This window comes from Nocardioides pakistanensis, from assembly GCF_054781215.1.
Map to the genome: position 1 here is coordinate 15585 of NZ_BAAGUV010000012.1, position 24029 is coordinate 39613.

Consider the following 24029-nt stretch of genomic DNA (forward strand, 5'->3'; position numbering starts at 1 on the left):
CGAGCCGGGCTCCGTGACCTCGATGCAGATGACGCCTCCACCCGGCACGGGGGTAGGCCCTGTGCCGGGCGGGCAATCGCCCGATGCGCCGGTGGCCGGAGCCGCGATCGAGACCCCCGTGACGACGAGGCCCAGGAGGATCGCGGCTCGGATCAGCACTTCGCGCCAACCCTCTCCGAAAGCACCCGCCAATCGGGTTCGTCGGGCAGCTTCACCATCTGTACGCGAACGATGGTCGGCCTGGGCGACGGCTGGCTCACTGGCTCGCCGTCCTGCAGGACCTTGACGCCTTCGGAGATCCCGCAGACCCGGAGGGCAACCCGTCCACCGCCGTCTGGGTCGACACGGACGTCTGCCGGCCGCGTGTGCAGCGTCCGCCCCATACCGATGATCTGGATTCCACGGCGCTCGTTCGTTCGCAGCCGCGCCCAGTAGGTCTGCCAGGCCGCGGTTTGTTGCCTGAAGAAGGCCTTGGCCCCAGGAGTCGCCCGCCCGGCCTCGTTTATCGCGGCCAGCCGCCGCGAGAACGCGGCATAGTCATCGACCGCTTCCCTGTAGGCCTTCTGCTCCTTCTCGGAGTACTCCCTGAGGTACGCCGGCACGGTCTCCGTCGGCGACGTTGACGGGCTTGGAGACGCGCTTGTCGGGGAGCTGCTCTCTGCCGGCGGTGATGCCTCGGTCGGCTCGTTCGTGCTGCACGCCGTCACCGAGAACAGGCAGACGAAAGCTGCAAGCGACGCCACTGCGGTCCGACGCATGTCAGCTCCCCCGAGCTTCCGCACACGAATGGGACTCACCATAGGGAGCCAGCCGAGATGCCACAAGATGTGACTATGCGGACTTTGACAGACACGTCGCATCACCAGTGCTCCTCTCTGGCCGCATAGGCACCCGGCTCGCACACTTGTGGACAGCGCACCCATGACTGCAGCCAGGAGACACAGGACACCTCACCAGACCTCTCACCAGGTTCCTCACCAGTCGATCCGGAGCGCAGATCCGGGGATGTCGTTCAGCTGTCCACTTCTCCTCACGTCGTGGTGGAGCGCCGAGACGTTGTCCATGAGACGACGCAAGGCCCGCCTACTGGGGAGCAGTGTCACGCACACCAGCGAAGGACCGACTCATGAGCACGACAGCAAGTAAGGAGCCGACGGACCCTCTTCTCACCATCGACGAGGCGGCCAACTACCTGGCCATTCCCAAGGCGACGCTTTACACGTGGCGGACCCGGCGCGCCGGCTTCGGTCCGAGGGCCATCAAGATGGGCGGCTGCCTGAGGTTTCGGAGATCAGACCTGGACGACTGGATCCTGGCCCACCAGGAAGCGGTGGTTGCCTCAACCACCCCAGACGAGGGGGTGCCCGCCGGCAAGGAGCTCCAGCCAGCAGGTCACGCGCCTTCGGACGGCGAGATTCAGACCGACTCGGTCCGTGGAAGATCCCGGGATCCCCGTGCCGGTGTGGCCATGACACGCCGTCGACGGTCCTGAGCTTCCATGGCCAGACCGCCCCTTCCGCTCGGCTCTTGGGGCGCCATCTCGACCGACCGCGTGCGTCCCGGTGTCTACCGCGCCATGGCCAGGTTCCGGGACTTCGACGGTCATACGAGGCGGGTGACCGCCACGGCCAGCAGCAAGGCAGCCGCCGAGCGCGCTCTGCGTGGACTGTTGGCGGAGCGTGCGCGACCGGGAGGAGAGGAGATCACTCCAGACACCCGGCTTCACGAGCTGGCCCGCTACTGGCTCGCCCATCTCGACAGTGAGCAGCGCATCGAGGCCAGCACGATCAACGAGTACCGCCGCATACTCGAGAAGGTCGTCCTCCCCGCGCTGGGCGGCCTGCGCCTGCGGGAAGTCACGACCGGGCGACTCGACCGTTTCCTGCTGAAGACGAGGGAGCGGAGCGTCAACCGTCAACGCAAGGCGAAGCTCGTACTTGGTGCCATGCTCGACCTGGCGGTTCGCCACGACGTCCTGCCGGTCAACCCGGCGCGCTCCACGAGCAAGGTCCATAGACCGAAGAGAGAGACCAAGGCCCTACGACCGGAGCAGCTTGGCGAGATCAGAGCTGCGGTTCGACTCTGGGCGACCAGCGACCGTCCCGGTCCCAAGCCCTCGAGCGACATGGCCGACATCATCGACCTGATGCTCGCCACCGGCTGTCGGATCGGAGAAGTCCTGGCACTGCGCTGGTCCGACATCTCGCTTGATGGGACCCGTCCGACGCTCACGGTGACCGGAACGATCAAGACCGAGCGCGGAAAGGGCACCTACCGCAAGCCGACCCCGAAGTCCGACGCGAGCGTCCGGACCATCGTCCTTCCTGAGTTCGCAGTCACGATGCTGGGGCGGCGCCGCGCCGAGTCTGAGCCCAACGCGCTTGACGCGGTGTTCGTCACGAGGAACGGCACGTGGCACCAGGTAGTCAACATCGAGCGGCGCTGGCGGGCCATCCGCAGGGACACAGGCTTCGAGTGGGTCACTCCTCACACGTTCCGCAAGACGGTGGCGACCTTGATCTCCGAGCAGGTCGGTAGCGAGGAAGCCTCCCGGCAGCTCGGCCACTCTTCGAGCCAGATCACTCTCGAGCACTACATCGCCAGGCCATCGGTGGCGGCTGACCACGCAGAGCTCCTGCAGGCCTTCGCCGACGGATCCGACGGCCGACCAGAGTCCCGCCAGACAGACCGTTGAAGGCCCCAACCCACACGAAACCGAGAACGTTTACGACCAGTAAACGTCCAACAAGCCAAGAACAGGCAGAAATGGCAACCGGCCCTGACTAGCGTTTCCGCAGGTCAGAGCCGGTTTTTTGGTCGGGCTGACAGGATTTGAACCTGCGACCCCTTGACCCCTGGTAAGCGTTTGAAGACTTCTGCACTCTTTTGCGATCTTGGTCTCTCTTGGGCTTCCGCCCAGGTCAGAGGCCATTTTTGTTTGTCCGCCTCGGATCCCTTAGTACGGCTTTTGCGGTCATTTCCGTGGGGTAACCGTGGGGAGGTTCAAATCTCCCGGCCGCCCCACGCTTACGACGCGAGGTTCGCGGAGTCCACACCTACGCATGTCTCCGGTCACCACCAGCCACATGCGAAGAGGACTCTCCAGACCGTGAGCAGCATCGAGCGGGTCACCATCAAACTGCCCCAGGGCTTCAACCCTGCGAAGCACCAGCGCGCCCTGCTGAAGTTGATCACCGAGAAGTACGGGGACGGGTTCGAGGTCGACACGATCGACCCCGCCGGTGGTACCGCCACGGCGTCCCGGCAGGCCGCGGTCACCGAGGTCACCCAGAACAAGACCACCGACTCCTTCGAGGTGCGGCTCGCCCGCGGCACCAAGCCGTCGGACGGCGACAAGGTGGCGATCAAGTTGGCCGACCAGTACGACGGCTACGAGATGACCCGCTTCGAGCCGTTCCTCGGCAAGGCCACCCTGACCCGGCTCACCGAAGACGAGGCACGCTGCCGCGGCGCTGTCGCAGTGGCCCTTGGCGTCAAGCCCTGGGAGGTCCAGGTGAAGTCCTCCTCTGACGGTGGCTTCGACCTGCAACTGCCACGCACCTACGTGCCGTCGAAGCACGACGACAAGTTGGACGAGGTGGCCTCCCAGGTCGTCGGCCGCGACGGCTGGTACGTCTCGGCGAACGCCCAGCGGCTCACCGCCCGGATCATCCCGTCCGAGCCGCCGACCTTCCCCGGCGTCCTGACCTACCCCTTCAAGAAGCCGGTCCCGAAGTTCTCACTGAAGAACGCGGACTGGGCCAAGATCCCGCTCGGCATGAAGTTGCCCGAGCCCGGGCAGACCAAGGGTCCGGAGTTCTACCTCGATCTGCTCGCCGGTGCTCACGCTCAGGTCGGAGGTATCTCCGGAGGCGGCAAGACGGTCCTGATCAACGACTACATCGCGGGGTGCCTGGCCCGCGGCGCCGAACTCGTCGTTGTCGACCTGCCCAGCAAGTCCGTCGACTTCCTCTGGTGCAAGCCGTTCTGCCGTCCCGGCGGATGGGGCTGCGACAACCTCGCGGCCGCGGTCACCTCCCTGGCCCTGGTGATGGAGGAGGGCGAGCGTCGCGCCAAGGTGCTCGCCAAGCACAACGTCGTGAAGTGGACCGACTTGCCCGAGTCCATGTCGGACCAGTTCCGGCCGATCGTGGTGGTGGTCGACGAGTTGACCGGACTCTTCTTCCCCGAGAAGGTCCCGAAGTTGCCCAAGGACCACCCGCTGGTGATCGAGGCCAACGAGATCAACCTCCAGAAGGCGCTGCTGGAGAAGTACATCAAGCGAATCGCGGCCGAACTGCGCTTCGTTGGCGTGCACCTGCTGATCTCCAGCCAGGTCGCCTCGGTCGCCACCGGCATCGACCCGGCGATGCGGACCAACCTGCACCACAAGGTGCTGATGGGCTCCAAGCCGACCGAGAACAACCGGCGACTGGTGCTCTCGGACCCGCAGCGGGTCCCGAAGGTTCCCGGCAACGTGGCCTCCGACCCCGCGGCCGGTCGCGGCACCGGCGCGGCCGAGCCCGAAGGCCAGGAGCCGTGCGTCTTCAAGTCCTTCTTCGCGGCCACCGGGGAGATGGAGTCCTGGCTGCGCAGCCGCGGAGTGTCTGAGACGAAGGACCCGGCACCGACGCCATCCCAGATCGCCCGGCACACCCCCACGCTCGACGAGTACACCGACAGCGGTTCCGGTGGCAGGCAGCAGGGCGGTGGGGATCGGTCCCCGGTCAGCGGACGGTCGCTGGCCGAGATCGGGCGCGAGATGGGCGACCCCAACGTCGGCTGGGACCGTGACGAGAACGGGCAGCGGCTCACCGGCTTCGAGCGGGCCAACGCTGCCCGGCACGCCGTGGCTAACCCGGGCAAGGCGACCGGCAAGCAGAGGCGCGAGGCGGCTGAGGAGTCCGAGTGGGCGGCTCGGTCCGGCGACGTCACGGTCCGCACCGGAGGCCCCGACAGGGACGACTGGTGACCTCCGCCCCGCTGCACGCCCTGCACACCGCGCCTCGCCAGCGGCCCACCTCCACGCCCAAGGGGATCGCCACCGCCCACTTCGGGGAACTGCGCCAACCACTGCTTCGGTTCATCAACGGCTCCGACATCATCGTCGGCTGCGTCGCCTGGGTCACCGAACGAACGATCCTCGAAGCACTCGCCAAGCGCCCGGTCTGCCTGGTCGTGCAGAAGGAGAACTGGTGGAAGAAGGCCGACGTCCGCGGCCAGGCGCTCGCCAGGCGGTACGCCGCGCTGCGAGGCGGACTCCCGGCGGTCATGCTGCCCGAGCCGCTGTCGGACCTCGGTGACCTCAACCTCGCCCCCATCTCCTGCGTCGGCTACGGCGCCGGGGCTCACCATCAGCCGCTGATGCACCACAAGTTCGTCGTCCGCTGCTCGGTCATCGACGGTGTGCTCGTACCGCTGGCGGTGTGGACCGGATCGTTCAACTTCTCGGGCAACGCCAACGACTCCTTCGAGAACGCGGTCGAGATCCACGACCCGTCGATCGCCGAGGCCTACCTGGCCGAGTTCGCCCTCGTCGCCTCGGTAGCCGAGCCGATGAACTGGCGTCTCGCCAGGCCGACCCCGAAGGGCGCCGTCGCCACGAGCAGCACCCTCGTCGCCTCGCCCCGCCGCACGGCCACGAGGACGGGCAGCCGCACCGGGACCGCGAAGACGACCAAGACGAGTAAGAAGGCGGCGACCCGGAAGACGAAGGCGGCGACGAGGAAGACCGCCAACCCTGCCCGCCCCAAGAAGGCAGCGGCTCCTCTGGCCACCCGGCGGAAGGCGTCCGCGACGACTGGCCGCCCTCGCCGGGCCCGCAAGGCGGCCTGACCGCCTGCCAGGAGGGGAACGACGCACCGCGTTCCTACGCATGTCACCGCGCAAACCAACCGCGTGGAAGGGACATCGCATGGACGCAACCGAGACCGATGCTCGCCGGGGGCGCCGCCGGGCGGTCGTGGTGCCCGTGCTGATCGCCGGAGTGATGCTTTCGGGGCTGGGCGTGCTAACCAGTGGGGCGCTGTTCTCCACGGCGGACGAGAACACCGGCTCCTACACGGACGGCGTGGTCATCGTCGACGCAGAGCGACGCACCGAGTTCACCCTGGACAACAACCACATCGACCCCGGGGACACCGTCACCGGCACCGTGTCGGTGGAGAACCGGGGATCGTTGCGCCAGCGGTACACCATCACCTCACGACTGGCTGACCCCGAGCACGCCGACCGGCGCTACGCGCGTGCGCTCCAGGCGGTCCTCTCCGACGAGGCTGGCGAGGTGCTCTACACCGGACGGCTGGCGGACCTGAAGACGCTCCCCCGCCATCTCGACCCGCTGGAGGGAGAGGAACTGGCGATCGCGGTGTCGATGCCGCTGACCGCTGACGACTCCTTGCAGGGTGGTACCTCCGACTGGGTGCTGCGCTTCGACGCGGTCCAGGTCCGCGAGTAGCCCCACGCGCCGATTCCACAGCCCGGGTGACGTTTGCCGCCCGGGCTGTTGCGCGTCTGTGGGCCGTGCGTTGCCCGAGCGCAGCCGAATCTTTACCAACTTCCTCTGAGGCTGGGGGAGAAACCCGCGCGGCCTACGCATGTCCAAGTTCGGAGCCACCCAGAGCGGCAAGCCGAGGGAGCCCCACCAGCACGACCCACCTGCGGAGGCGGGTCACCCCGATAACACATCCCCGGAAGGGAATACCGTCATGGGAGCAACCCCCACCAAGGCCGACCGTCGTCGCCGCGCCATCGCACTCCCCATCGCTGTCGCTGCGATCGCCGCTGGCGGTCTCACCACGCTGACCTCGGGTGCGATCTTCACCGACGCTGACACGGTGGAGAACAACACCTTCACCAGCGGCACCATCGACCTGGTCGCGGACAAGACCGTCGACTTCGTCGCCCCGAACATGGCCCCCGGCGACGTGGTGACCGGCACCATCAACGTCAAGAACGCGGGCACGCTGGAGCAGCGCTACGCCGTGACCAGCACCTACGTCGGTGACAAGATCCTCGCCGACGCCCTGGTCGTCGACGTCACCTCCGGCGGCAAGAGCGTCTACAACGGCCCGCTGTCGGCGTTCAAGTTCGGCGACCCGACGCAGGGCGCTCAGGCCGGTGACCGGGTCCTGGCGGCTGCTGCGGCCGAGAACCTGGAGTTCAAGGTCACTCTGCCGATCGCGGCCGACAACGCCCTCCAGGGCAAGACCGTCACCGCCACGTTCGACTTCGCTGCGGAGCAGACGAAGAACAACTGAGGCACCAAGATCGGGTGGCGTCTCGGCGACCGAGGCGCCACCCGATCTGCACCAGCACGCCTCGAACTAGCGCTACGGCGCTCTCCCGGTGTGCCACCGGCGCGCCTCTCGTTGCGCGCCGCCACCAACCTCACCTCGTAGGACCGGAGGGACACCATGCGGCTCGTCAAGCCCGTACTCACCGCCACGGCTTACATCCTTCTCGCGGTCCAGTTGCTCTTCGCAGCCGGTCTGCTCCTGGCCCAGCACAACGACTACCGCCTCCTCACCATCGCTGGTGGGTCGATGGCGCCGAAGTACGCCGTCGGTGACGCCGTACTTCTCGACGTGACCAACCGGGAGAACCCGCAGTCGGGCGACATCATCACGTTCTGGACCAGCCCTGGGGAGATGACCACGCACCGGGTGGTCTCCCAGCACGACATCAAGGGCGACCTGTACCTGCGCACCCAAGGTGACGCCAACAACGCGCCGGACCCGGACCTCGTCGCCGCGTCCAATGTGGTCGGTCAGCCGACCACGCACTTCCCCAAGGGCGGCTACATCGCGCAGTTCCTGCTGTCGCCACTGGGCATGCTGGTCACCTACGGACCGACCCTCGCGCTGATCCTGGTCTCGCAGATCAACAGCGTGCGCGCCAGCCTGGCCGCACGCCGCAGCGAGGACCTTGACGACGCCTCGGAGCGTGACGCCGCCGCCGACCAGTCCGAGTCGGAGATGGACGCGGTCGCAGTCGCAGCCTGACTGTGCACGGAGGGGGACCAACGATGAAGCGCATCCGGATGGCTCGCCTCGGCTCGGTCGCGGCAGCCCTCACAGCAGCAGGCACCACGTTTGCGGCCGCGTCCGCTTCGGGTCAGGTGCCCAGCACAGCCGCGACGTTCACCGACCGCGCCGGGGCTCAGGGAGCATTCGTCGCCGACGTCCTCGCTGCGCCGACCGGCCTGGTCACGTCGCGCTCCGAGACATCGAACGTCCTCGCCTGGCAGCCCTCCCCCTCGTCCTACACCACCGGATACGCCATCCAGCGCGGCCCGTCCGCCGACGGACCGTGGACCACGATCGCGACCGTCCAGGGGCGCAGCACCCTCGCCTACTCCGACACCGAACCGGAGGCCGGAGAGACGTACTACTACCGGGTGCAGGCGATTGCCTACAACTGGGTCAGCGGCGCCACGACCCCCGGCCAGGCCACCGTTCCGGTGCCATCCCAGCCCGACCAGGCTCCTGAGGACCTGCCTCCTCCGGAGGAGCAGATCAAGACCATCGTCGTCGGCGAGGGCACCCGTGGGCTGTACCAGATCGCTTCGGACGGCGACAACTTCTACGCCGCTTCCCGCGACTACAAGCCAGCACCAGGCATCTACAAGGCCACCGTGGACCTGAAGCGGTGGACGCTGCTGGCGCAGATCCCGAAGGTGACGAGCGTCCTCTACTACGAGGGCTGGCTGTACGCGGCCAACCAAAGCACCGGCCAGTTGTATCGCGTGAACCCCGACACAGGCGCCTACCAGCAGATCGGCGACTTCGGCAGCGCGACGGGACACCTGGCCACCGACGGCCACTTTCTCTACCTCGCCCAGCCGCACCTCAACGCCATCCGCAAGATCGAGTTGAACTCGTCCGCGACCGTCGCCTACGACCGCGGTCTTATCTGGACTGGGCTCAGCGACTCCTACGCGATCATGGTCGACGCGATCGGCAACATGTACGCGGGCAACGGCTACGACGTGATGCACCGGGCACCAAACGGCACGGTGCGCAGGCTCGCCCGGCTCAACGGCCGACCCTGGGGCATGATCTCCAGCGGCACGTCGCTCTACGTCGCCGAGGAGACCGGCAACGCCAGCGCCAAGGGGCGGATCGTCAAGATCAACCTCACCACCGGCGCCGCCGAGACCGCGGTCGCGGACCTGGACACCCCGATCGGGCTCAACACCGACGGCCGCACCCTCTACTACACGCTCTGGTCCGGCAACGGCGGGCTCTGGCGGATCGAACGTCCCTGACGCGGAAGGCACCGCCGCCTTGTGGGGCGCGGAGCCACACCGTCTACGCATGTCGCAGGGTGCCCGAGCACCCGGCAGATAGGAGCGAGCAGATGCGGCTGCCACCCAGCAGCGAGTCGCCGCGCACCCCCGCGCCCCGGCACAAGAAGGCCGCGGTCAGCGCTGGCCGAAGGCCGACCGGGTCACGCCGCGCCGTTGCGCTCGCCGCCAGCGCCATCTGCACGCTGGCCATCACCGCCACACTCGGCACCAGCACCTCCCAGGCGCTGTTCACCGCCGGTGCCGTCGTCGGCAACAACTCGGTCGCCGCCGACGTCCTGGCAGCGCCGGGCAACCTCGCAGTCGAGCGCGTCGGGAAGGGACTGTCGCTGTCGTGGCAGCCGACTCCGTCGCAGTACGCGGACGGCTACAAGATCTTCCGCGCCACCGCTTCAGGCGGACCCTGGACCGAGATCGCGACCGTCACCGGCCGGAACACCACCGCCTGGTCTGACGACGCCGCACCGCAGGGCACCTCGTACTACCAGGTCAAGGCCTTCCGAGTGAACTGGATCTCCGGGACCACCAACGTCGGCGAGGGCACCAACATCGTCTCCATCTCCGACACCTTCTCCGGCACCGGTGGGCTGGGGCCAGTCGAGTCCGGCGGCTACGCGTGGACCGACGTCAACGGCACCTGGAGCCGCACCGACGGCGACGCGGCCACCACCACGGCAGCCATCTCGAACCCAATGTCGGTGGTCGAGACGGGGGTTTCCGACGTCGCCATCGACCTGGAGACCCCGGTCGGCTCAGGCGAGTCGATCTACTTCCGGGTGGCCGACGGCAACGACTGGCTGCGCGCTCGCGCACGCCGCGCCACCGAGACCTACGAGGACCCGATCTACGGCACCGAGTACCAGTGGCAGCACGCCAACTATCAGACCGAGTACCAGTACCAGCAGGCCAACTATCAGACCGAGTACCAGATCGCTGGGTACACATCCACCTACGGCATCACCGGCTACACCCCCGGCCCCTGGGGTGCCTATGGGGACGGTTACGTGTGCTTCAGCAGCACGCCGGTTGACAGGTACGAACATGGCTATCTGGTCTTCGACGTTCAGGGCCGCGGTTCGAGTTGCTCCAACCGAGGAGGGCCGGGGGCATACAACTACTACGTCCGGTCACGCTCGCTCACCGCCAACTACGGCTACACCAACACGTTCACGGGCTACTACTGGTCCACATCCTCTTACGCCCCCAGCCCCTCGTACTGGACCGGCTCCACCCGTTCGTCCTTCTCGGGCTACTCCTACTACTGGTCGACCAGCCCTTATGGGAGCGGCTGGACCGGCAGCACCCGCCAGTCCTTCACCGGCTATGACTACTACTGGGGCGCCTCGGCACAGAACTCCGGCGACACCAAGACCGGGTCGACCCGCACCGGCGTGGTCGGGTCGGAGACGAAGACCCGCACCGTCTTCGAGGTCCGGCTGGAGCAGATGGTCAACGGAGCGCTTTCCACACTGAAGTCGTTTGCCTCAGCGCAGTCGACCAGCCTGCGCGTCAACGCGAAGGGCACCACGATCAGCGTCTCGGCCAACGGCGAGGTCCTCGGCACGGCCACCACGAGCACGCATCAGGGCGCGACCAAGCACGGCGTCGGCCTGGGTGGCCCGAGCGAGGCCGCCAGCGACCGGGTCGGAGACTTCAGCCTCGTCGAGCAGTAGGCCCCGCCGCCGGGTGACCGGGGCCTACGCATGTCTCCAGGAGACTGAAGACCGCGCGAGGAAGCGACCAGATGACCCATCGACCCACCCGGCTGCGCCGGGCCCTGGCGACCCTGATCGTTATCCTCACCGCCGTCGCTGCGACCCTGGCCGGAACCGGCGCGGGGGTGTCGCAGGCGCTGTTCACCGACCACGACCTGCTGGCCGCGACCGGGCTCACCGCGACCGTCCTGGATCCGCCGAGCGACCTCGGCCTGGCTCCTGACGCCGAGGCCCGCGACATCTCGATCCGGCTGGACTGGAAGCCCTCCCCCAGCGAATGGGTCGACGGCTACCAGATCTACCGGGCCGGATCGCTCGCCGGTCCCTACACCGTGGTGCACACCGCGACCGGTCGCGCGAACGTGTCCTGGACCGACACCCGACCGCTGGCGGGGACGAACCACTACACGGTCCGGGCGTACCGGCGGCAGTGGCTGGACACGACCAGCCCGACCGCGATCCCGGACCCGACCGTGGGCACCAACTCGGCCTCCGCCGAGGCGATCCGATCCCCTCGCGTGGTCGTGATCCGCGACGCCCGCGAGAGCCAGGGCATGGGCACCGGGTTCACTGGGCAGCAGTTGGCGGCGCTCGGGTTCACCGACGTCACCTACGCGCTCGACGCGACCACGCTCGCTGACCTGGAGCCCTACGACATCGTCGTGGCTGACCAGGCCGTGTGGGCGATCACCGCCGGTGACGCGGCTCTCCTGCAACAGGCCTACGACGCTGGTAAGCGAGTGTTCACCGCGGGAAACGACTCGACCAACGCGGTCCCACTGATCACCTCCACCGGGTACATCAACAACGACGGCGGGGCCTGGGGCTACACCAGCCTCAACGCCGACACCGACCCTGAGTTCCCGAGCATCGACTCCGGTAGCACTGGCTCGTGGGACTCGATGTCGGCGATCACCGGCATCGCCCCCGACGTGATCCCGGTCGCGACCTGGCGCTACCCCAGCGGTCTGGACGCCTACATGGCGCTGACCCGGATCGACCGTGCCGGGGGCCGCTGGTTCCACATGCACCACCTCACTGCGGGCGGCGTCGAGGGCACCGTGGCCCGGGCCGGGATGATCTGGCTGACCCGCGACGGAGGCCCCGTCCCGATTGCACCGAGCGCACCGACCGGTGTCACCGCAGGGCTCAACGGCACGTCGGCCGTGGTCTCGTTCACCACCCCCGACGACGACGGCGGCAAGCCGATCAGCGGGTACACCGTGGCGTCAACCGACGGCACCCTTCAGGTCAGCGGCACCAGCAGCCCGATCACCGTGCCGGGGCTGCGGCAGGGCGTCTCCTACCGGTTCACCGTGACCGCCACGAACGAGATCGGCACGAGCGTGGAGTCGGCACCGTCGAACGCGGTCGCGCTCCCCTCGGAACCGCAGTCCTTCGGCGCCACGAGCAGCGGCCCCTCCGGGACCCTCCAGCACTACACGATCCCGGTCACCGGCTCCTACAAGATCGAGACGTGGGGCGCCCAGGGCGGCGCCGACGGCTCCCGGTTGGGCGGCAAGGGTGCCTACGCCAGCGGCACGTTCCAGTTCGACGCCGGAACGGTCCTGGCCATCCTGGTTGGCCAGCAGGGCACCGACCGGAGCACCGGTGGCGGTGGCGGTGGCGGCACGTTCGTCGTCGGCCCCGGGAACACCCCTCTGGTCATCGCAGGCGGCGGTGGCGGCGGATTCAACTCCTACACCGGTGACCCCGGCCAGGCCGGTACCAGCGGCACGAGGCCGAGCGGTGGCGGCGGGTCCGGGGGCACCAACGGCTACGGCGGTGGCTCCGTCAGTAGTGGCCAGGCGGGCTCGGGAGGCGGGTTCTACAGCGCAGGCGGAAGCGGCAGCAGCGCACCCGGCGGTGGCGCCTACCCCGGCAACGGAGGAAACGGCTCCTACGCAGACGGCGGCTACGGCGGCGGCGGTTCCGGCCGCGACGCAGACGCCGGTGGTGGTGGCGGCTACTCCGGCGGTGGCGGTGGTGAGAACAACGGTGGCGGTGGCGGTTCGTTCGTCGCGACGACCGCCTCGGGCCGGTCCACCAGCACGGGTGTGTGGAGCGGACACGGCAAGGTCGTCATCACCCCGCTGGGCTGAGCAGGGCGCTGCTCGGTGAGGCCGCGTACGGTCGCCGGACACGTGATAGACAGCAGGCACACCACCACAGCACCGGAGAGCCGATGAGCACCGAGCAGCAGCGCCACGACCCCGCCTTCGACGAGGACGCGGCTGCCGACGCCTACGACGACCTCGGAGAATACCCGGAGTCCAGGCCGCCCTTCCGCGACGGCCGCGTGCACGTGCTCCGCGAGCGATGCTCAACATGCGTGTTCCGGGCCGGGAACCTGATGCACCTGGCGCCCGGACGGCTGAAGGACATGGTCGAGTCCAGTCGGGAAGCCGACACCGCGTTCTCCTGCCACCAGACCCTCCCGTACGCCCCCGACGGTGGCGACATGGCGATCTGCCGCGGCTACCACGACGCCTACGGAGACGAGATCACACCGCTGAGGATGGCGACCGCCTTCGGCATCATCGCCGAGGTGGACCCGCCCCAGCACCACTGACCCAACGGGGACGCCACCATCTGCTGGGTTACCGGCGGGTACCGGTGAGATCGAGCGTTCTCGCCGCACACCTAGATGGCATGACCACCCATGTACTGCCACCGCTGGGCACCCAGGAACCTGCCCACACCCCCGGCCCCACCGACCTGGAGGTCTACCTCGCGCTGGTGACCCGTCCCGTCGACTCCGGCAGCACCCCCGCCCAGGTCAGCGCCACCGCCGCAGCCGTACGGATCCTCGACGCCCTCGGGAGCCACGAGGCCGCCGTCCTGTGCGACCTCGGGCACTACCCGGGCGCACGGCGCCGCAGCAGCCTCTGGCTGGAGATCGACCGGGCCGCCGCGTCCGCCTCGCCCTCGGTGCGGATGGTTGCTCGCATGGTGACCGGACACCTGGCCAGCCACGAACGGTCGCTGATGGGAACCGACCAGACGGTGCCTGCGATCGAGGTGCTGACCGGTGGTGGCGACGACACCACCCCGGACAGCCACGACGACCTCACCGCGATCCTCGACGTCGTGAGTGGCACCCGGACCTTCTTCCTCGGCGGGGACCCCGAACCGGCCTGAACCGCACCACCGGCGCTGCCCCTCTCCCCCGCGCACCCCACCGATGATCGACCCGACGAGCCGTGGGAGGCACCGATGAGCAACTACGAGTGGGAACGCGGGGAGTTCAAGTTGCCGTCCGCGGAGTTTGCCTCCTTCCGCCAGGAGATCCAGGAGGTTGACCGGGCGCACAAGGAGAAGGTCTTCAACCTCACCCAGGAGTGTTGGAAGGGCCTAACCCGCAAGCAGCAGACGGACCCGGACGCCTATCGGAAGGGCGTCTTCGAGTTCCTGGACAAGAAGCGCCGGGCGCACTCGTCGCGGGCCTTCGGCTACTACGACGAGCGGAACGCCGACGAGGCCGCCTTCGAGGACGTCCAGTGGGCGCTGGAGCGCAAGGTCTCCTCCCGGTGGGACCCCGCTGCGGGCCGTTCCATGGCTGTCGGGAGGCCGTCGCGGGTCCTCCAGTCCGAGATGGGCTACCCGACCAACCGGACCACGACCTTCCACAGCACCGACTGCTCGGTCCGGTTCGACAAGGACACCAAGACGGTCGTGTGGGAGGTCGACGAGAACAACCATGCCGTCGACCATGCCCGCGCCTCGTCACTGGGCAAGGCGTTCTTCGCCCGGCTTGACAAGGTCCGCTGGACCCACGGCACCGGCGGGGCGATCTATGGCAACAACGAGTACAACCGCGAGGACCGCTACGACGGCGGAGGCAACTACTGCTCCGGCGCCTACGGCTACCTCGGCATAGAGCAGGAACCTGCGAACTCCCGGCCGTTCACCAACGCCAAGGGTGAGCGGATCGAGGTGCAGATCAAGCAGGGCCGTCACGGGTTCGTCGGCAAGGCCGTGAAGGCGGGGGGCGGCCAACGGCGGGTCTCCCGAGGCGTCCCCACCGGGGGCCAGTTCACCTCCCGCTACCGAGGCGAGTCCGGGATCCGGCTGTGAGCGCCGCCGTCCGCGTCCCCCGGGGCACTCCCGCTGGCGGCCAGTTCGCCGCGACCGCACGGGCCGAGGCGCCCTTGGGGCTGCCTGGTTGGCAGCCGGTGGTCCGCCCCGGGGAGCCGCAGTACGGGCACCGGGTCGTCGAAGGCCTCATCAACGGGCAACTGGCCGGATGCGTCACCTACGACGTCGACGTTGACGATCCCGACGGTCCGACGATCCGGGTCGACTACATCTCCACCAGGCCGTCGTTCCGTGGACGTGGCGTGGCCGCGTCGATGCTGCGCTCGCTGGCCGAGGAGCACCCAGGGGCATGCTTCGAGACCGCCTACTTCGAGACTCCGGTGGCTCGCCGGGTCTGGGACAGGGCGCTCGGCGACAGGTCGTTGATGGGCGCCGAGTACCGGTGCGTCCAGTGCGGCCTCGACATCGACGGCGCTGCTGAGCGGTGCCGTGCGTGCGTCGGCTACCTGAGCGCACACGATCTCGGTGAGCACGCCGCGGAGCCGGTGCGCCGGTGCTGGCGATGCAACACGCCATGAGCCAGCCCAGGATCGCCGCGGGCGTCCCCCGTGGCGGACAGTTCGCACCGTCGTCCCACGCGGAGGCCGACCTGATGCTGCCCGAGCATCCGGTCGAGGTCCTCGACTCCTCCGGCAACCCCGTCGAGGTGACACCGGGCGTGCTCGACGACAACGCCGACTGGGTCTACCACAACGGACAGTGCCTCGCGCTCGCGGTCGCGATCTCCGAGCGCACCGGCTGGCCCGTACACCTGCGCACCCTCGCCGACGGCCCCACCGACCCGGCAGGCACCTACACCAGCCTGCGGCACGCCTACGTGCAAGCCCCCGACGGCAGCCTGATCGACGTGCGCGGCCAGCACGACGCCGACATCGTCGACGAGGAGTGCCGCGACCTCGACGGAGACCTTTACCAGCCAGCCCGCATCGTGCCCGCAGAGCGGGTCGCAGCGCTGCTGTCCGAGTTCGACGGCTTCCTGGAGCACCAGGACGTCGACGTGGCGCGCTCGTTCGTCGAACCGGTGCTCGCCCAGGTCGAGCCGACATCGCCGCCAGTCGGGCCACCGCCCTCCTACGACCAAGCCGCCGAATGGGCCGAGGACTACTTCGGCAGCGAGGACGGAGAGCCGTACGCCGCGTGCTGCCAGGTCTCCGAGTGGGCGTCGGGCATGTGCTGTGAGGTCTCGGAGTCGTTCGCCGACTACCTGCACTCGATCGGTGAGACCGACGCCCGCACCGTGGACCTGGACGCCACCGACGAGCACCTCTACGTCGCCGCGGGCGCTCCGCACACCGTGGTCGAGGTCCGCGGCATGGTCATCGACCTGACCCACCGGCAGTTCGACCCCGACGCCTCGGTCCCGCACGCCGTCCCGAGCGAGGAGTTCCTGGCAGGCTGGCGGGTCATCTCCTACGACTGACAAGGGCCGAGCCACTGCTGCACCGGTGCTGGTCTCGGTAAAGGAGTCGGTGGTACGGCGTCTCGGATACGAGATCGGGCGTACCGTGCCATGAATGAGGGTGTTTGTCCTGGTAGCGCTGCTGCTGTTCGTACTCGTGTCGGCCCTTCGCCACCGCCGCGCCGGAGTGCACGCGTCCCGGCTGCTCATCGCAGCGTCTCTGATCGCCGCAGGGACCGGCTTCGCTGAGGCGAAGTGGCAGATGCACCAGTGGCAGTACGCCCGCGTCGCCTCCGACCTGCTCGGACGCGATGACGTCGGGGTGCGCTGCCAGCGCTGGAGCGAGGCGCTGTTCGACGACTCAGGGACGAAGGGTGTCGTGGCCATGCCGGTCGACGGGTCGCTGCCGCATGTGGCGCACCTGTCCTACGACACCTGCAAGTCGCTGGCGTCCTACGTCATCGGCAGCAAGGCGGAACCGGCCAACGACGAGACCGTGGCGGTGCAGGTCTTCACCCACGAGATCATGCACCTGACCGGGATCCGTGACGAGGCAGCCGCCGAGTGCGCCGCGATCCAGCACTCGGCGTCGGTCGCAGCGCTGCTGGGCGCCCGGAAGGAGGAGGCGATGGGCCTCTCGCAGCACTACTACGCTGCGGGATACCCGAACATCGACCCCGCCTATGCCTCCGCGGAATGCGGCCCCGGCGGCAAACTCGATCAGGGAGTCCTGACCGCGCCCTGGTGACCTGGCCACCCGCCCGGGCTGCTCAACAGCGGACAGCAAGAAACGACGTGGCTCCCCGAGCAGGGCTCGAACCTGCGGCCTCCGCATCCAAAGTGCGGCGTGCAGCCAACTACACCGTCGGGGACCAGCCCGAACATCCAACGAAACGGCCCGTTCTGTTGGATGTTCGAGGCGAGGTGCCAAGTCTGCTTTGAGGTGCTGCCGGGACTCGAACCCGGATCTCTCGCTTTGCAGGCGAGCGCCTTGAAGACCATCTCGGCCACAGCACCGAAGGCGGGCCCGGACCACGTGGTCCGGGCCCGCCGGTGGTTCAGGACATCGCCAGCAACTGCGCCAGCGTGGGCGTCCACGGCCGGTAGCGCAACGGCATCCCGGCCTGTTCCGGGGTACGGCAGTCCTTGCGGTTGTTGCACGGGGAGCAGGCGGTCACCAGGTTGGCCCAGGTGTTCGGCCCGCCCATCGCCTGCGGCACGACGTGGTCGATCGTCTCGCCGCGCTTGCCGCAGTAGGCGCACCGGCGCCGGTCCCGGCGGAGCACGCCGGACTTCGTGCACGCAGCCGGGCGGTGCAGCCACTTCGCGGCCACGTACCGCACCAGCCGGAGTACCCGAGGCCACGGGTAGGGGCCGATGGACCGGCCCTCCTCGTGCTCCTCGACCTCGGCGACCTTGCGCACCAGCATGTTGATCGCGTGCTTGACCGAGGTCGCACCGAGCCTCTCGTAGGAGGCGTTGAGGATGATCACTTGGGTCACCGCACACACCTCCTCTCGGTCATCTAGGTGCGCGGTCGCCGCCGACCGGCGGTTCCGGTGCGGCGTATGGTGCTCTTGGCTCGCATCTGCCTGCCCAGAGCGGAGACGACGCGGGCGAGCCGCATCTTCTCCTCGGCGGTGAGGGTGTCCCGGTCGTGTCCGAGGAGGACGTGCCGGTCCGCGGTCGACAGGCCGGACCAGATCCGTTCCAGCCGGTCAGCGGGCTTGGGGGTCGTGCGTGCGCTCAGGATGCTCATGGACGTCCTCCTTCCAGGACTTTTCGGTGTCTTCTTGCTGCGTGACGTGGGCGGGAGTCGAACCCGCGTCGCTGGTCCCGGGTGAAAGCCGGGCGGCCCCTGCCGTCAGAGCAACCACGCCAGTGTGGAACGGCAGAGCCCCGGCCAGGCGACCTGACCGGGGCTCTGCTCGATGGGTGTGGGGTTTCAGCCCTTCACGCACAGCAGCGTGGTGAGCCGCGCCTCGACCTCGACGAGGTCGACCTGGGCGTCGATCACGCTCTGGAGGTCCTTGTAGGCGCCGGGGATCTCGTCGACCACGCCGGAGTCCTTGCGGCACTCCACGCCCGCGGTCTGTGCGGCGAGGTCCTCGACGGTGAAGGCCTTCTTCGCCTTCGAGCGGCTCATCTTCCGGCCCGCACCGTGCGAGGCCGAGCAGTAACCGGTCTCGTTCCCGAGGCCCTTGACCACGAACGAGCCGGTGCCCATCGAGCCGGGGATCAGCCCGTACTCGTCCCGCTTCGCGCTGATCGCTCCCTTGCGGGTGACGATCAGGTCCTCGCCGTCGTACGTCTCCTCCGAGACGTAGTTGTGGTGCGCGTTGACCTCCCGCTCCCAGGCCACCTTCGTGTCGGGGAAGAAGTCGGCGAACACCCGCTTGACGGTGGCCATCATGATCCGCCGGTTCAGCATCGCGTAGTCCTGCGCCCAGTACAGGTCGTGCAGGTAGTCGGCCATGCCGTCGGTGCCCGCGAGGAACACCGCCAGGTCCCGGTCGGGCAGGTCGAGGTTGTGGTCGAGACCCTTCGCCTTCGCGATGTGCCGCTCGGCCAGTTCCTTGCCGATGTTCCGGCTGCCCGAGTGCAGCATCAGCCACACGTTCTCGTTGTCGTCGACGGTGACTTCGATGAAGTGGTTGCCGCCGCCGAGCGAGCCGCACTGGCTGACCGCCCGGCCCTCACGGTCCGCGATCTTGTCCGCGCGCAGGTCGGTGAACCCCGCGAACAACCGGTCGAAGGCCGCGGCGAGCCGCTGGTCACGCTTGATGACCGGGGCGGTGCCGTCGTGGGCGTTGAAGCCGACCGGGACGGCCGCCTCGATCGCGGACCGCATCGGACCGAGGTCGTCGGGCAGGTCCGTCAGGGTCAGGTTGGTCTTGACCGCCATCATCCCGCAGCCGATGTCGACACCCACCGCGGATGGGGACACCGCCTGCTTCATCGCCACCACGCTGCCGACGACAGCACCCTTGCCGCTGTGGCAGTCCGGCATGATCTTGATGCCGTGGACCCAGGGCAGGGCAGCCATGTTGCGGATCTGCAACTGGGCGCTTGCCTCCACCTCGTGTTCGGGCAGCCACATGTCGACTGGGGCGACGGTGCCCCGCATGGTGTAGGGCATCATCGCCCTCCTTCCGTTTCGGCGACCCGATCCACGATGGCTCGGGCGAGATCTTCGACGCTGTCGCCATATCGGTGCGACAACTGGACGAGCCGCTCGTGGACGAGGGGCAGGTCCGACAGCGCATGGTTGCTCTGCTCGCGGACTCGCACGACGACAAACCCGGCGTTGAGCAGCGCACGGGTCTTGGCGGCGTCTCGTTCCAGAGCGTCAGCACCCCGGTGGAAGTAACTCCCGTCGTACTCGACGACGAGATCGCGGTGCCGGATGTCGACCTCGAACGGCCTGACCCGCTCTGGCACACGAACTCGGACTCGATGCTCCGCCTCGGGCCAGCGCACAAGCAGGGCCTCGTGAAGGCTCTGCTCGGTCCTGGACGTACCTGCCAGCGCGCATTCGGGACATCCGCGCGTCTTGCGACTGTGGACCGACGCCACCCAACGATGCCCCTTCGAGCAGCGCCAGGGGGCCCGGTAGTTCGATCCCGCGGTCACCTGCTGCGGCGATTTGCCAGCCACGGTCGTGTCCCACTCTGCTGCCAGGTCAGGATCTACCGTGGCGAGGTCGTTGTATCCGGCCAGCACCTTGACGCCCGAGCAATAAGGGCAGCCGGTGCCCGAGACACGGGTCTTCGTCGATGCCTTCCATCGGTGACCGAGGGAGCACTCCCACGTGCGACGACGATGGTTCCCGGCAGGAATCGTGCTCGGGTCAGCGTCGACGAGTTGCGACGCGAGTCTCGGATGAACCGTTGCGAGGTCGGTTACGCCCGAGAGAACGGTGTACCCGGAGCAGACTGTGCAGCCCAGTCCACGTCTGCGTCGACGGACCTCCATCGCGTAGGGGTGCCCGGCCGGGCAGATCCATGAGGCTCTGTAACTGGACCACTCCGTGACCTCGGACGGAGTCTTGTCGTTCGCAGTTGGGTCCCACTCGGACGCGATAGTTGGCTGGCGTGACGCCAGGTCGTTGAACCCGGCCAACACTCGAACGCTCGCGCAGAACGGGCAGCCCTGCCCGCGCGACCGCTTCGCCGCAGGCATGTCGTACGAGTGGCCCAGGGGACACCGCCACCAGAATGTCTTGTTGGACCAGCGGGCGATGCTTGCCGGACAGACCGAGGGGCCGTTGCGGGCGACATCGAACTCCGCCACCAGGGCGGTGTCGAGTCGCGGTGAGCCCTTCACTGTCACAGGTGACAGGTGTGCGGCGGGTTACCAACCACTCCCCGGCTAGTCGAAGTAGCGGACGCTGATGACCTTCTCGGCGTCAATGTGGATTTGCGAATAGACGGTCTGAGCGACGAACCGGCGCCGACCACGTTCGTCTAGGGACTCCAGGATTGCGATGATGAACTTGCGGTCCGAGGTGAGTTCTCCGACGCACTGGCGGTAGTTCGTGCCGTTGTGGTGGCTAACCACTTCGTGGACGCGCTTCGCGGTGAAGGACGACGCTGGCCAATAGGACAGGTCGATGGCCCCGGGACGGAGCCATTCTTCGTATTGCGCGACGGGGATGCAGCCGCCGTCGCCATCTGGCAGGAAGAACTGAGTCATCGGGTCGCCATTGAAACGAGACATGACTCAGCGCCCAGTGCGGCGGCGTACCCGGCACGGCGGGAACGGGCGATAGCAGTGATGTCGCAGGTGGTCATGCCTGTCCTATGCCGTCATTACGCCGGTCGGCGCACCCGCAGGATCTTGTCGGCGCGAACCACCCAGCGCTTCGGCCTCGGTCCACGACGTCGGTTGCAGAAGAAGAGGTCGACGGTGCCGGTGCTCCACGGTGACTCGCGGGCGACCACGACCGCGAGGTAGCCGTCGCGGTCCTCGTCGTAGACCCACATGCCCGCCCTCACGTCGCGAGCCGGGATCTCCTCGTCTGGAGTGTCCGGTGGCCGGTGCGCGGGGTTCTTGGTGCTCACCGGTGCCAGCCGTTCGGCCCGTGGTGCCGGTCCAGGACCGCCAGGTCGCCGCAGAGGCATTCGTCGTGCAGGTCGTCGCGGTCGGGGGCCGCCAGCGGGCAGCGCAGGTCGTGGTCGAGCAGCAGCGGGTTGCCCACAGGGTCAGCCGTTGTTCGGGCCGACGACCAGCGACTTGCGACGGACCCCGATCAGCCGCGGCCGGTCCCCGTACGGGTACCCGGTCAGCGCGATGTCGTAGCGGGTCTGCCCGTCGACCTCGTAGGACCGCTCGACCCAGCCGTAGACGCCGCGGAACTCGGCGATCGAGCCCTCGTAGCGGACCGTGGTCAGGTCGGGGATGATCTCGACGCTGTTGGGGTCGGTGGCGGTGTCGACGGCTGCGGCGGGGGCCTGGCTGGCGATGTTCTCGGTCATGCCACCCAGGTGTGCGGACATCGCCGGTTCGCTCCCCGTCCCATGCCTACAGCGCCTTCACCGCCTGGATCCACTTCGACAGCCGGGTGCGGGTGGTCCGGCGCTCGCGTTCCCCGCGGCTGTTGCGGACCCACACGAAGTCGGGGGTGAGGGCCGACTCGCCCAGGCCCACTACGCGGGAGGCCACGTGGGTCTGGCCGGACTCGTAGACGCCGACGATCTCGCCGTCGCGGACCGCGACCTTGGTGACGTCGGTGCCGAACCCGTTGCCGCCCCACACCGAGCGGGTGTAGACGGTGACGCCGTTGCGGTACGGCTTCTGCGCGGTGTAGAGCCGGTTGCCGACCACGTCGGTCAGGTCGGTGTGCAGGCCGGTGGTGTCCATGCCGGGAGCCGGTGCGGGGATGGGCGGGGTGGTCATGACGCCTCCGCGTACTCGGTGTCGGCACGGCAGAGCGCGGCCATCAGGTTGCCCAGGTGTGCCAGGTAACCGTCGACAGCGCCGTCGTCGCCGCCGGTCGCGTGCACGGGCAGCGGTGCGGTTGCCTCCCCGAACGGGGCACGGACCAGCCGGGCCAGTGCGAGTGCGTCGAGGCCGTCCCCGATGCGGCGGTGCAGAGCACGGAAGCCGAGCCCAGTCTGGAGAGCGGCGTGGACGACCAATGGGACGCCGAGCGGGTTCGCGGCCAGCAGGTAGGCGCTCGGGCGGCCGGGGGTCTGGGCGGCGACGGTGACCGGCACCGCGGAGACGAAGCGTCCCTCCTCGTCGACCGAGGTGAGGAGCACCAGCGCGGTGTCGACCGGGCCGAAGTCGTCGGATCCGATGGAGGCGACCCACAGGTCGCCGGGGATCGGCGGGTCACCGGCCAGCACACCACGGCCGTCGGGCCCGCCAGTGTCGTCACCGTGCCGCCACAGCCGCTGGGCTGCCGGGTCGAGGTCGTGCGGCATGGCCAGGCGCAGGTCGTCGAGGAGGTTCATAGGCGCCATGTGTGCGGCACAACCGGCGGGGCTCCCCGGATGGGCCTTCACGCGTCGGTCGTCGCGTGCCACGATGCCCAGATGATCACGAACCGGGGGAAGGCGGCATGGGCGGCGGCGGCCCTCGTGCTCGCGACGGCGACGGGCTGCGAGATGCCTGCCGAGACGTCCGCCGAACAGGCTGACGCGCCCGAGCAGGCGACGGAGTCGCCCACCGAGGAGCCGACGAGCAGCGATTCCGAGACCAGCGAGGCACCCGAGGACGACAGCACCACGCCCTCGATGGAGCCATCGAAGGCCCAGCAGTCGAAGCCGTCGCCCCTCCCGGCTCCGGTCCGGTGCCAGAACCGCAAGTCGAACCAGGGCGAGATCTTCGTCCGCGACACCTACGGCGCCGACGAGCCACCCACCGCGATGCGGCTTGGCGCGGGATGGGTCTGGGACTTCGGGGAGGAGGAGTGCATCACCTCCATCGAGTTCGCGCTGCGGGCGAACCCGGGGCTGCCCGGGTACTGCACCGAGGTGGGCCTGGTTCGTGAGAACCGCGGCTACCCGGTGGACCAGCGTCCTGCTCCGCCGCTGCCGCGGCCGATCGGGTTCGCGGGAGACTGCTGAGCACGGCAGTCACGCGCCGCGCAGGACGGGCTCGTCCGGGTCCGGCCGCGAGCCGCTGGCCGGGGCCGTCGTCTCCACCAGTAGCCCGGCGAGCGTCTGCCGCAGGCCGGTGCGCCGACGCGCTACCTCCGCGTAGTCGACCCGAGCCTGGGAGGCACTGAGGAACGCGGAGAGATCGGCGCTGGAGTTGCTGCGGACGGTGTGCATGTGACCCTCATCTTGCGGTCCCCACTCTCGCATGTTCGTTGGTGGCTTGACGTACTCCCCCGTCAGGGCGGCAACCGCACCCTGGCCCGGTCGTGGGCCGAAGCCCTCAACCGCTGCGAAGGTCTGAACAGCGGCCCGTCCTTGCCACTGTCCGACCCTCACGAAGCCCGTGGGTGCGGTGGTGCGCCGTCCAAGACGACGGGGCAATCAGACGTCACAACCGGGTGCGG

At 68.5% G+C, this 24029-nt stretch carries 29 protein-coding genes, 3 tRNA genes and 1 pseudogene; 17 read left to right on the forward strand and 16 right to left on the reverse strand.

What is annotated here, in order from left to right; all coding sequences use genetic code 11:
- Positions 1-152 precede the first annotated feature (152 nt).
- Positions 153-758: a hypothetical protein gene (locus tag ACYVIH_RS04235; protein ID WP_460866389.1), complete on the reverse strand. Its 606-nt coding sequence runs from the start codon at positions 756-758 to the stop codon at positions 153-155.
- Between the two features lie 368 nt (positions 759-1126).
- On the opposite strand from ACYVIH_RS04235, the gene ACYVIH_RS04240 reads away from it, so the two are divergent.
- The 16 genes from ACYVIH_RS04240 to ACYVIH_RS04315 all read left to right on the forward strand — a co-directional run bounded on the left by ACYVIH_RS04240 (position 1127) and on the right by ACYVIH_RS04315 (position 17267).
- The gene (locus ACYVIH_RS04240) at positions 1127-1492 is read left to right on the forward strand and encodes a helix-turn-helix transcriptional regulator (protein WP_460866392.1); all 366 of its coding nucleotides are present in this window, start codon (positions 1127-1129) and stop codon (positions 1490-1492) included.
- Positions 1493-1615: 123 nt separating this feature from the next.
- Complete coding sequence (locus ACYVIH_RS04245; protein WP_460866395.1) at positions 1616-2695, forward strand: tyrosine-type recombinase/integrase; 1080 nt, start codon at positions 1616-1618, stop codon at positions 2693-2695.
- A 414-nt stretch (positions 2696-3109) separates the two neighbouring features.
- Positions 3110-4972 carry a hypothetical protein gene (locus ACYVIH_RS04250; protein ID WP_460866397.1) on the forward strand — a complete coding sequence of 621 codons (1863 nt, stop codon included), beginning with the start codon at positions 3110-3112 and terminating at the stop codon, positions 4970-4972.
- Positions 4969-5835: a phospholipase D-like domain-containing protein gene (locus ACYVIH_RS04255; protein ID WP_460866399.1), complete on the forward strand. Its 867-nt coding sequence runs from the start codon at positions 4969-4971 to the stop codon at positions 5833-5835. Before ACYVIH_RS04250 ends, ACYVIH_RS04255 begins: the two co-directional genes overlap by 4 nt.
- A gap of 79 nt (positions 5836-5914) precedes the next feature.
- Entirely contained in the window at positions 5915-6457 is a 543-nt protein-coding gene (locus ACYVIH_RS04260; RefSeq protein WP_460866401.1) for a hypothetical protein, read from the forward strand.
- A 250-nt stretch (positions 6458-6707) separates the two neighbouring features.
- Positions 6708-7259: a TasA family protein gene (locus ACYVIH_RS04265; RefSeq protein WP_460866403.1), complete on the forward strand. Its 552-nt coding sequence runs from the start codon at positions 6708-6710 to the stop codon at positions 7257-7259.
- Positions 7260-7415: 156 nt separating this feature from the next.
- Positions 7416-8003, forward strand: coding sequence for a signal peptidase I (locus ACYVIH_RS04270; RefSeq protein WP_460866405.1), 588 nt, complete (start codon positions 7416-7418; stop codon positions 8001-8003).
- A 23-nt stretch (positions 8004-8026) separates the two neighbouring features.
- Positions 8027-9268, forward strand: coding sequence for an SMP-30/gluconolactonase/LRE family protein (locus ACYVIH_RS04275; RefSeq protein ID WP_460866408.1), 1242 nt, complete (start codon positions 8027-8029; stop codon positions 9266-9268).
- A 92-nt stretch (positions 9269-9360) separates the two neighbouring features.
- Positions 9361-10980 (forward strand): hypothetical protein, encoded by a 1620-nt coding sequence (locus ACYVIH_RS04280; RefSeq protein ID WP_460866409.1) that lies wholly within the window; start codon positions 9361-9363, stop codon positions 10978-10980.
- A gap of 71 nt (positions 10981-11051) precedes the next feature.
- The gene (locus ACYVIH_RS04285; protein ID WP_460866412.1) at positions 11052-13124 is read left to right on the forward strand and encodes a fibronectin type III domain-containing protein; all 2073 of its coding nucleotides are present in this window, start codon (positions 11052-11054) and stop codon (positions 13122-13124) included.
- Positions 13125-13207: 83 nt separating this feature from the next.
- A complete protein-coding gene (locus ACYVIH_RS04290; protein WP_460866414.1) occupies positions 13208-13594 on the forward strand; it encodes a hypothetical protein in 387 nt (128 codons plus the stop codon).
- Positions 13595-13674: 80 nt separating this feature from the next.
- Positions 13675-14163 (forward strand): hypothetical protein, encoded by a 489-nt coding sequence (locus tag ACYVIH_RS04295; protein WP_460866416.1) that lies wholly within the window; start codon positions 13675-13677, stop codon positions 14161-14163.
- A 75-nt stretch (positions 14164-14238) separates the two neighbouring features.
- Entirely contained in the window at positions 14239-15099 is an 861-nt protein-coding gene (locus ACYVIH_RS04300; protein WP_460866419.1) for a hypothetical protein, read from the forward strand.
- Positions 15096-15638 (forward strand): GNAT family N-acetyltransferase, encoded by a 543-nt coding sequence (locus ACYVIH_RS04305; RefSeq protein WP_460866421.1) that lies wholly within the window; start codon positions 15096-15098, stop codon positions 15636-15638. Before ACYVIH_RS04300 ends, ACYVIH_RS04305 begins: the two co-directional genes overlap by 4 nt.
- On the forward strand, positions 15635-16540 hold the full coding sequence (locus ACYVIH_RS04310) for a hypothetical protein (RefSeq protein WP_460866423.1): 906 nt from the start codon (positions 15635-15637) through the stop codon (positions 16538-16540). Before ACYVIH_RS04305 ends, ACYVIH_RS04310 begins: the two co-directional genes overlap by 4 nt.
- A gap of 94 nt (positions 16541-16634) precedes the next feature.
- Entirely contained in the window at positions 16635-17267 is a 633-nt protein-coding gene (locus ACYVIH_RS04315) for a hypothetical protein (RefSeq protein ID WP_460866426.1), read from the forward strand.
- Positions 17268-17315: 48 nt separating this feature from the next.
- Here ACYVIH_RS04315 and ACYVIH_RS04320 read toward each other — a convergent pair.
- The 14 genes and pseudogenes from ACYVIH_RS04320 to ACYVIH_RS04385 form a co-directional block, all read right to left on the reverse strand.
- Positions 17316-17391: transfer RNA gene (locus ACYVIH_RS04320), tRNA-Gln, on the reverse strand.
- A gap of 69 nt (positions 17392-17460) precedes the next feature.
- A tRNA-Cys gene (locus ACYVIH_RS04325) sits at positions 17461-17536 on the reverse strand.
- A 41-nt stretch (positions 17537-17577) separates the two neighbouring features.
- Complete coding sequence (locus ACYVIH_RS04330; protein ID WP_460866428.1) at positions 17578-18021, reverse strand: HNH endonuclease; 444 nt, start codon at positions 18019-18021, stop codon at positions 17578-17580.
- Between the two features lie 23 nt (positions 18022-18044).
- On the reverse strand, positions 18045-18278 hold the full coding sequence (locus ACYVIH_RS04335; protein ID WP_460866429.1) for a hypothetical protein: 234 nt from the start codon (positions 18276-18278) through the stop codon (positions 18045-18047).
- A 42-nt stretch (positions 18279-18320) separates the two neighbouring features.
- Positions 18321-18399 (reverse strand) — tRNA-Glu (locus ACYVIH_RS04340).
- Between the two features lie 65 nt (positions 18400-18464).
- Positions 18465-19661, reverse strand: a complete 1197-nt coding sequence (locus tag ACYVIH_RS04345) for an RtcB family protein (protein WP_460866431.1) — start codon at positions 19659-19661, stop codon at positions 18465-18467.
- A complete protein-coding gene (locus ACYVIH_RS04350; RefSeq protein ID WP_460867217.1) occupies positions 19658-20242 on the reverse strand; it encodes a zinc-ribbon domain-containing protein in 585 nt (194 codons plus the stop codon). Before ACYVIH_RS04350 ends, ACYVIH_RS04345 begins: the two co-directional genes overlap by 4 nt.
- Positions 20243-20260: 18 nt before the next feature.
- A pseudogene (locus ACYVIH_RS04355) lies at positions 20261-20851 on the reverse strand (zinc-ribbon domain-containing protein); the annotation flags it as partial.
- A 39-nt stretch (positions 20852-20890) separates the two neighbouring features.
- The gene (locus ACYVIH_RS04360; RefSeq protein WP_460866433.1) at positions 20891-21214 is read right to left on the reverse strand and encodes a hypothetical protein; all 324 of its coding nucleotides are present in this window, start codon (positions 21212-21214) and stop codon (positions 20891-20893) included.
- 116 nt (positions 21215-21330) lie between these two features.
- Positions 21331-21582 carry a hypothetical protein gene (locus tag ACYVIH_RS04365; RefSeq protein WP_460866436.1) on the reverse strand — a complete coding sequence of 84 codons (252 nt, stop codon included), beginning with the start codon at positions 21580-21582 and terminating at the stop codon, positions 21331-21333.
- On the reverse strand, positions 21579-21719 hold the full coding sequence (locus tag ACYVIH_RS04370) for a hypothetical protein (RefSeq protein WP_460866439.1): 141 nt from the start codon (positions 21717-21719) through the stop codon (positions 21579-21581). Before ACYVIH_RS04370 ends, ACYVIH_RS04365 begins: the two co-directional genes overlap by 4 nt.
- A gap of 4 nt (positions 21720-21723) precedes the next feature.
- Positions 21724-21996, reverse strand: coding sequence for a hypothetical protein (locus ACYVIH_RS04375; protein WP_460866441.1), 273 nt, complete (start codon positions 21994-21996; stop codon positions 21724-21726).
- Positions 21997-22042: 46 nt separating this feature from the next.
- Positions 22043-22417 carry a hypothetical protein gene (locus ACYVIH_RS04380; protein ID WP_460866443.1) on the reverse strand — a complete coding sequence of 125 codons (375 nt, stop codon included), beginning with the start codon at positions 22415-22417 and terminating at the stop codon, positions 22043-22045.
- On the reverse strand, positions 22414-22977 hold the full coding sequence (locus ACYVIH_RS04385; protein WP_460866445.1) for a hypothetical protein: 564 nt from the start codon (positions 22975-22977) through the stop codon (positions 22414-22416). The genes ACYVIH_RS04380 and ACYVIH_RS04385 overlap by 4 nt, the downstream gene beginning before the upstream one ends.
- Before the next feature lie 81 nt (positions 22978-23058).
- On the opposite strand from ACYVIH_RS04385, the gene ACYVIH_RS04390 reads away from it, so the two are divergent.
- On the forward strand, positions 23059-23592 hold the full coding sequence (locus ACYVIH_RS04390) for a hypothetical protein (protein ID WP_460866446.1): 534 nt from the start codon (positions 23059-23061) through the stop codon (positions 23590-23592).
- 9 nt (positions 23593-23601) lie between these two features.
- Here the strand turns inward: ACYVIH_RS04390 and ACYVIH_RS04395 are convergent, their stop codons facing one another.
- Positions 23602-23799: a hypothetical protein gene (locus ACYVIH_RS04395; RefSeq protein ID WP_460866448.1), complete on the reverse strand. Its 198-nt coding sequence runs from the start codon at positions 23797-23799 to the stop codon at positions 23602-23604.
- Positions 23800-24029: the final 230 nt, after the last annotated feature.

Coding starts and splice junctions, on each gene's coding strand:
- ACYVIH_RS04235 (WP_460866389.1), bottom strand. CDS start 758: ATGCGTCGGACCGCAGTGGCGTCGCTTGCAGCTTTCGTCTGCCTGTTC.
- ACYVIH_RS04240 (WP_460866392.1), top strand. CDS start 1,127: ATGAGCACGACAGCAAGTAAGGAGCCGACGGACCCTCTTCTCACCATC.
- ACYVIH_RS04260 (WP_460866401.1), top strand. CDS start 5,915: ATGGACGCAACCGAGACCGATGCTCGCCGGGGGCGCCGCCGGGCGGTC.
- ACYVIH_RS04265 (WP_460866403.1), top strand. CDS start 6,708: ATGGGAGCAACCCCCACCAAGGCCGACCGTCGTCGCCGCGCCATCGCA.
- ACYVIH_RS04270 (WP_460866405.1), top strand. CDS start 7,416: ATGCGGCTCGTCAAGCCCGTACTCACCGCCACGGCTTACATCCTTCTC.
- ACYVIH_RS04275 (WP_460866408.1), top strand. CDS start 8,027: ATGAAGCGCATCCGGATGGCTCGCCTCGGCTCGGTCGCGGCAGCCCTC.
- ACYVIH_RS04280 (WP_460866409.1), top strand. CDS start 9,361: ATGCGGCTGCCACCCAGCAGCGAGTCGCCGCGCACCCCCGCGCCCCGG.
- ACYVIH_RS04285 (WP_460866412.1), top strand. CDS start 11,052: ATGACCCATCGACCCACCCGGCTGCGCCGGGCCCTGGCGACCCTGATC.
- ACYVIH_RS04290 (WP_460866414.1), top strand. CDS start 13,208: ATGAGCACCGAGCAGCAGCGCCACGACCCCGCCTTCGACGAGGACGCG.
- ACYVIH_RS04295 (WP_460866416.1), top strand. CDS start 13,675: ATGACCACCCATGTACTGCCACCGCTGGGCACCCAGGAACCTGCCCAC.
- ACYVIH_RS04300 (WP_460866419.1), top strand. CDS start 14,239: ATGAGCAACTACGAGTGGGAACGCGGGGAGTTCAAGTTGCCGTCCGCG.
- ACYVIH_RS04310 (WP_460866423.1), top strand. CDS start 15,635: ATGAGCCAGCCCAGGATCGCCGCGGGCGTCCCCCGTGGCGGACAGTTC.
- ACYVIH_RS04315 (WP_460866426.1), top strand. CDS start 16,635: ATGAGGGTGTTTGTCCTGGTAGCGCTGCTGCTGTTCGTACTCGTGTCG.
- ACYVIH_RS04335 (WP_460866429.1), bottom strand. CDS start 18,278: ATGAGCATCCTGAGCGCACGCACGACCCCCAAGCCCGCTGACCGGCTG.
- ACYVIH_RS04345 (WP_460866431.1), bottom strand. CDS start 19,661: ATGATGCCCTACACCATGCGGGGCACCGTCGCCCCAGTCGACATGTGG.
- ACYVIH_RS04360 (WP_460866433.1), bottom strand. CDS start 21,214: ATGACTCAGTTCTTCCTGCCAGATGGCGACGGCGGCTGCATCCCCGTC.
- ACYVIH_RS04375 (WP_460866441.1), bottom strand. CDS start 21,996: ATGACCGAGAACATCGCCAGCCAGGCCCCCGCCGCAGCCGTCGACACC.
- ACYVIH_RS04380 (WP_460866443.1), bottom strand. CDS start 22,417: ATGACCACCCCGCCCATCCCCGCACCGGCTCCCGGCATGGACACCACC.
- ACYVIH_RS04385 (WP_460866445.1), bottom strand. CDS start 22,977: ATGAACCTCCTCGACGACCTGCGCCTGGCCATGCCGCACGACCTCGAC.
- ACYVIH_RS04390 (WP_460866446.1), top strand. CDS start 23,059: ATGATCACGAACCGGGGGAAGGCGGCATGGGCGGCGGCGGCCCTCGTG.
- ACYVIH_RS04395 (WP_460866448.1), bottom strand. CDS start 23,799: ATGCACACCGTCCGCAGCAACTCCAGCGCCGATCTCTCCGCGTTCCTC.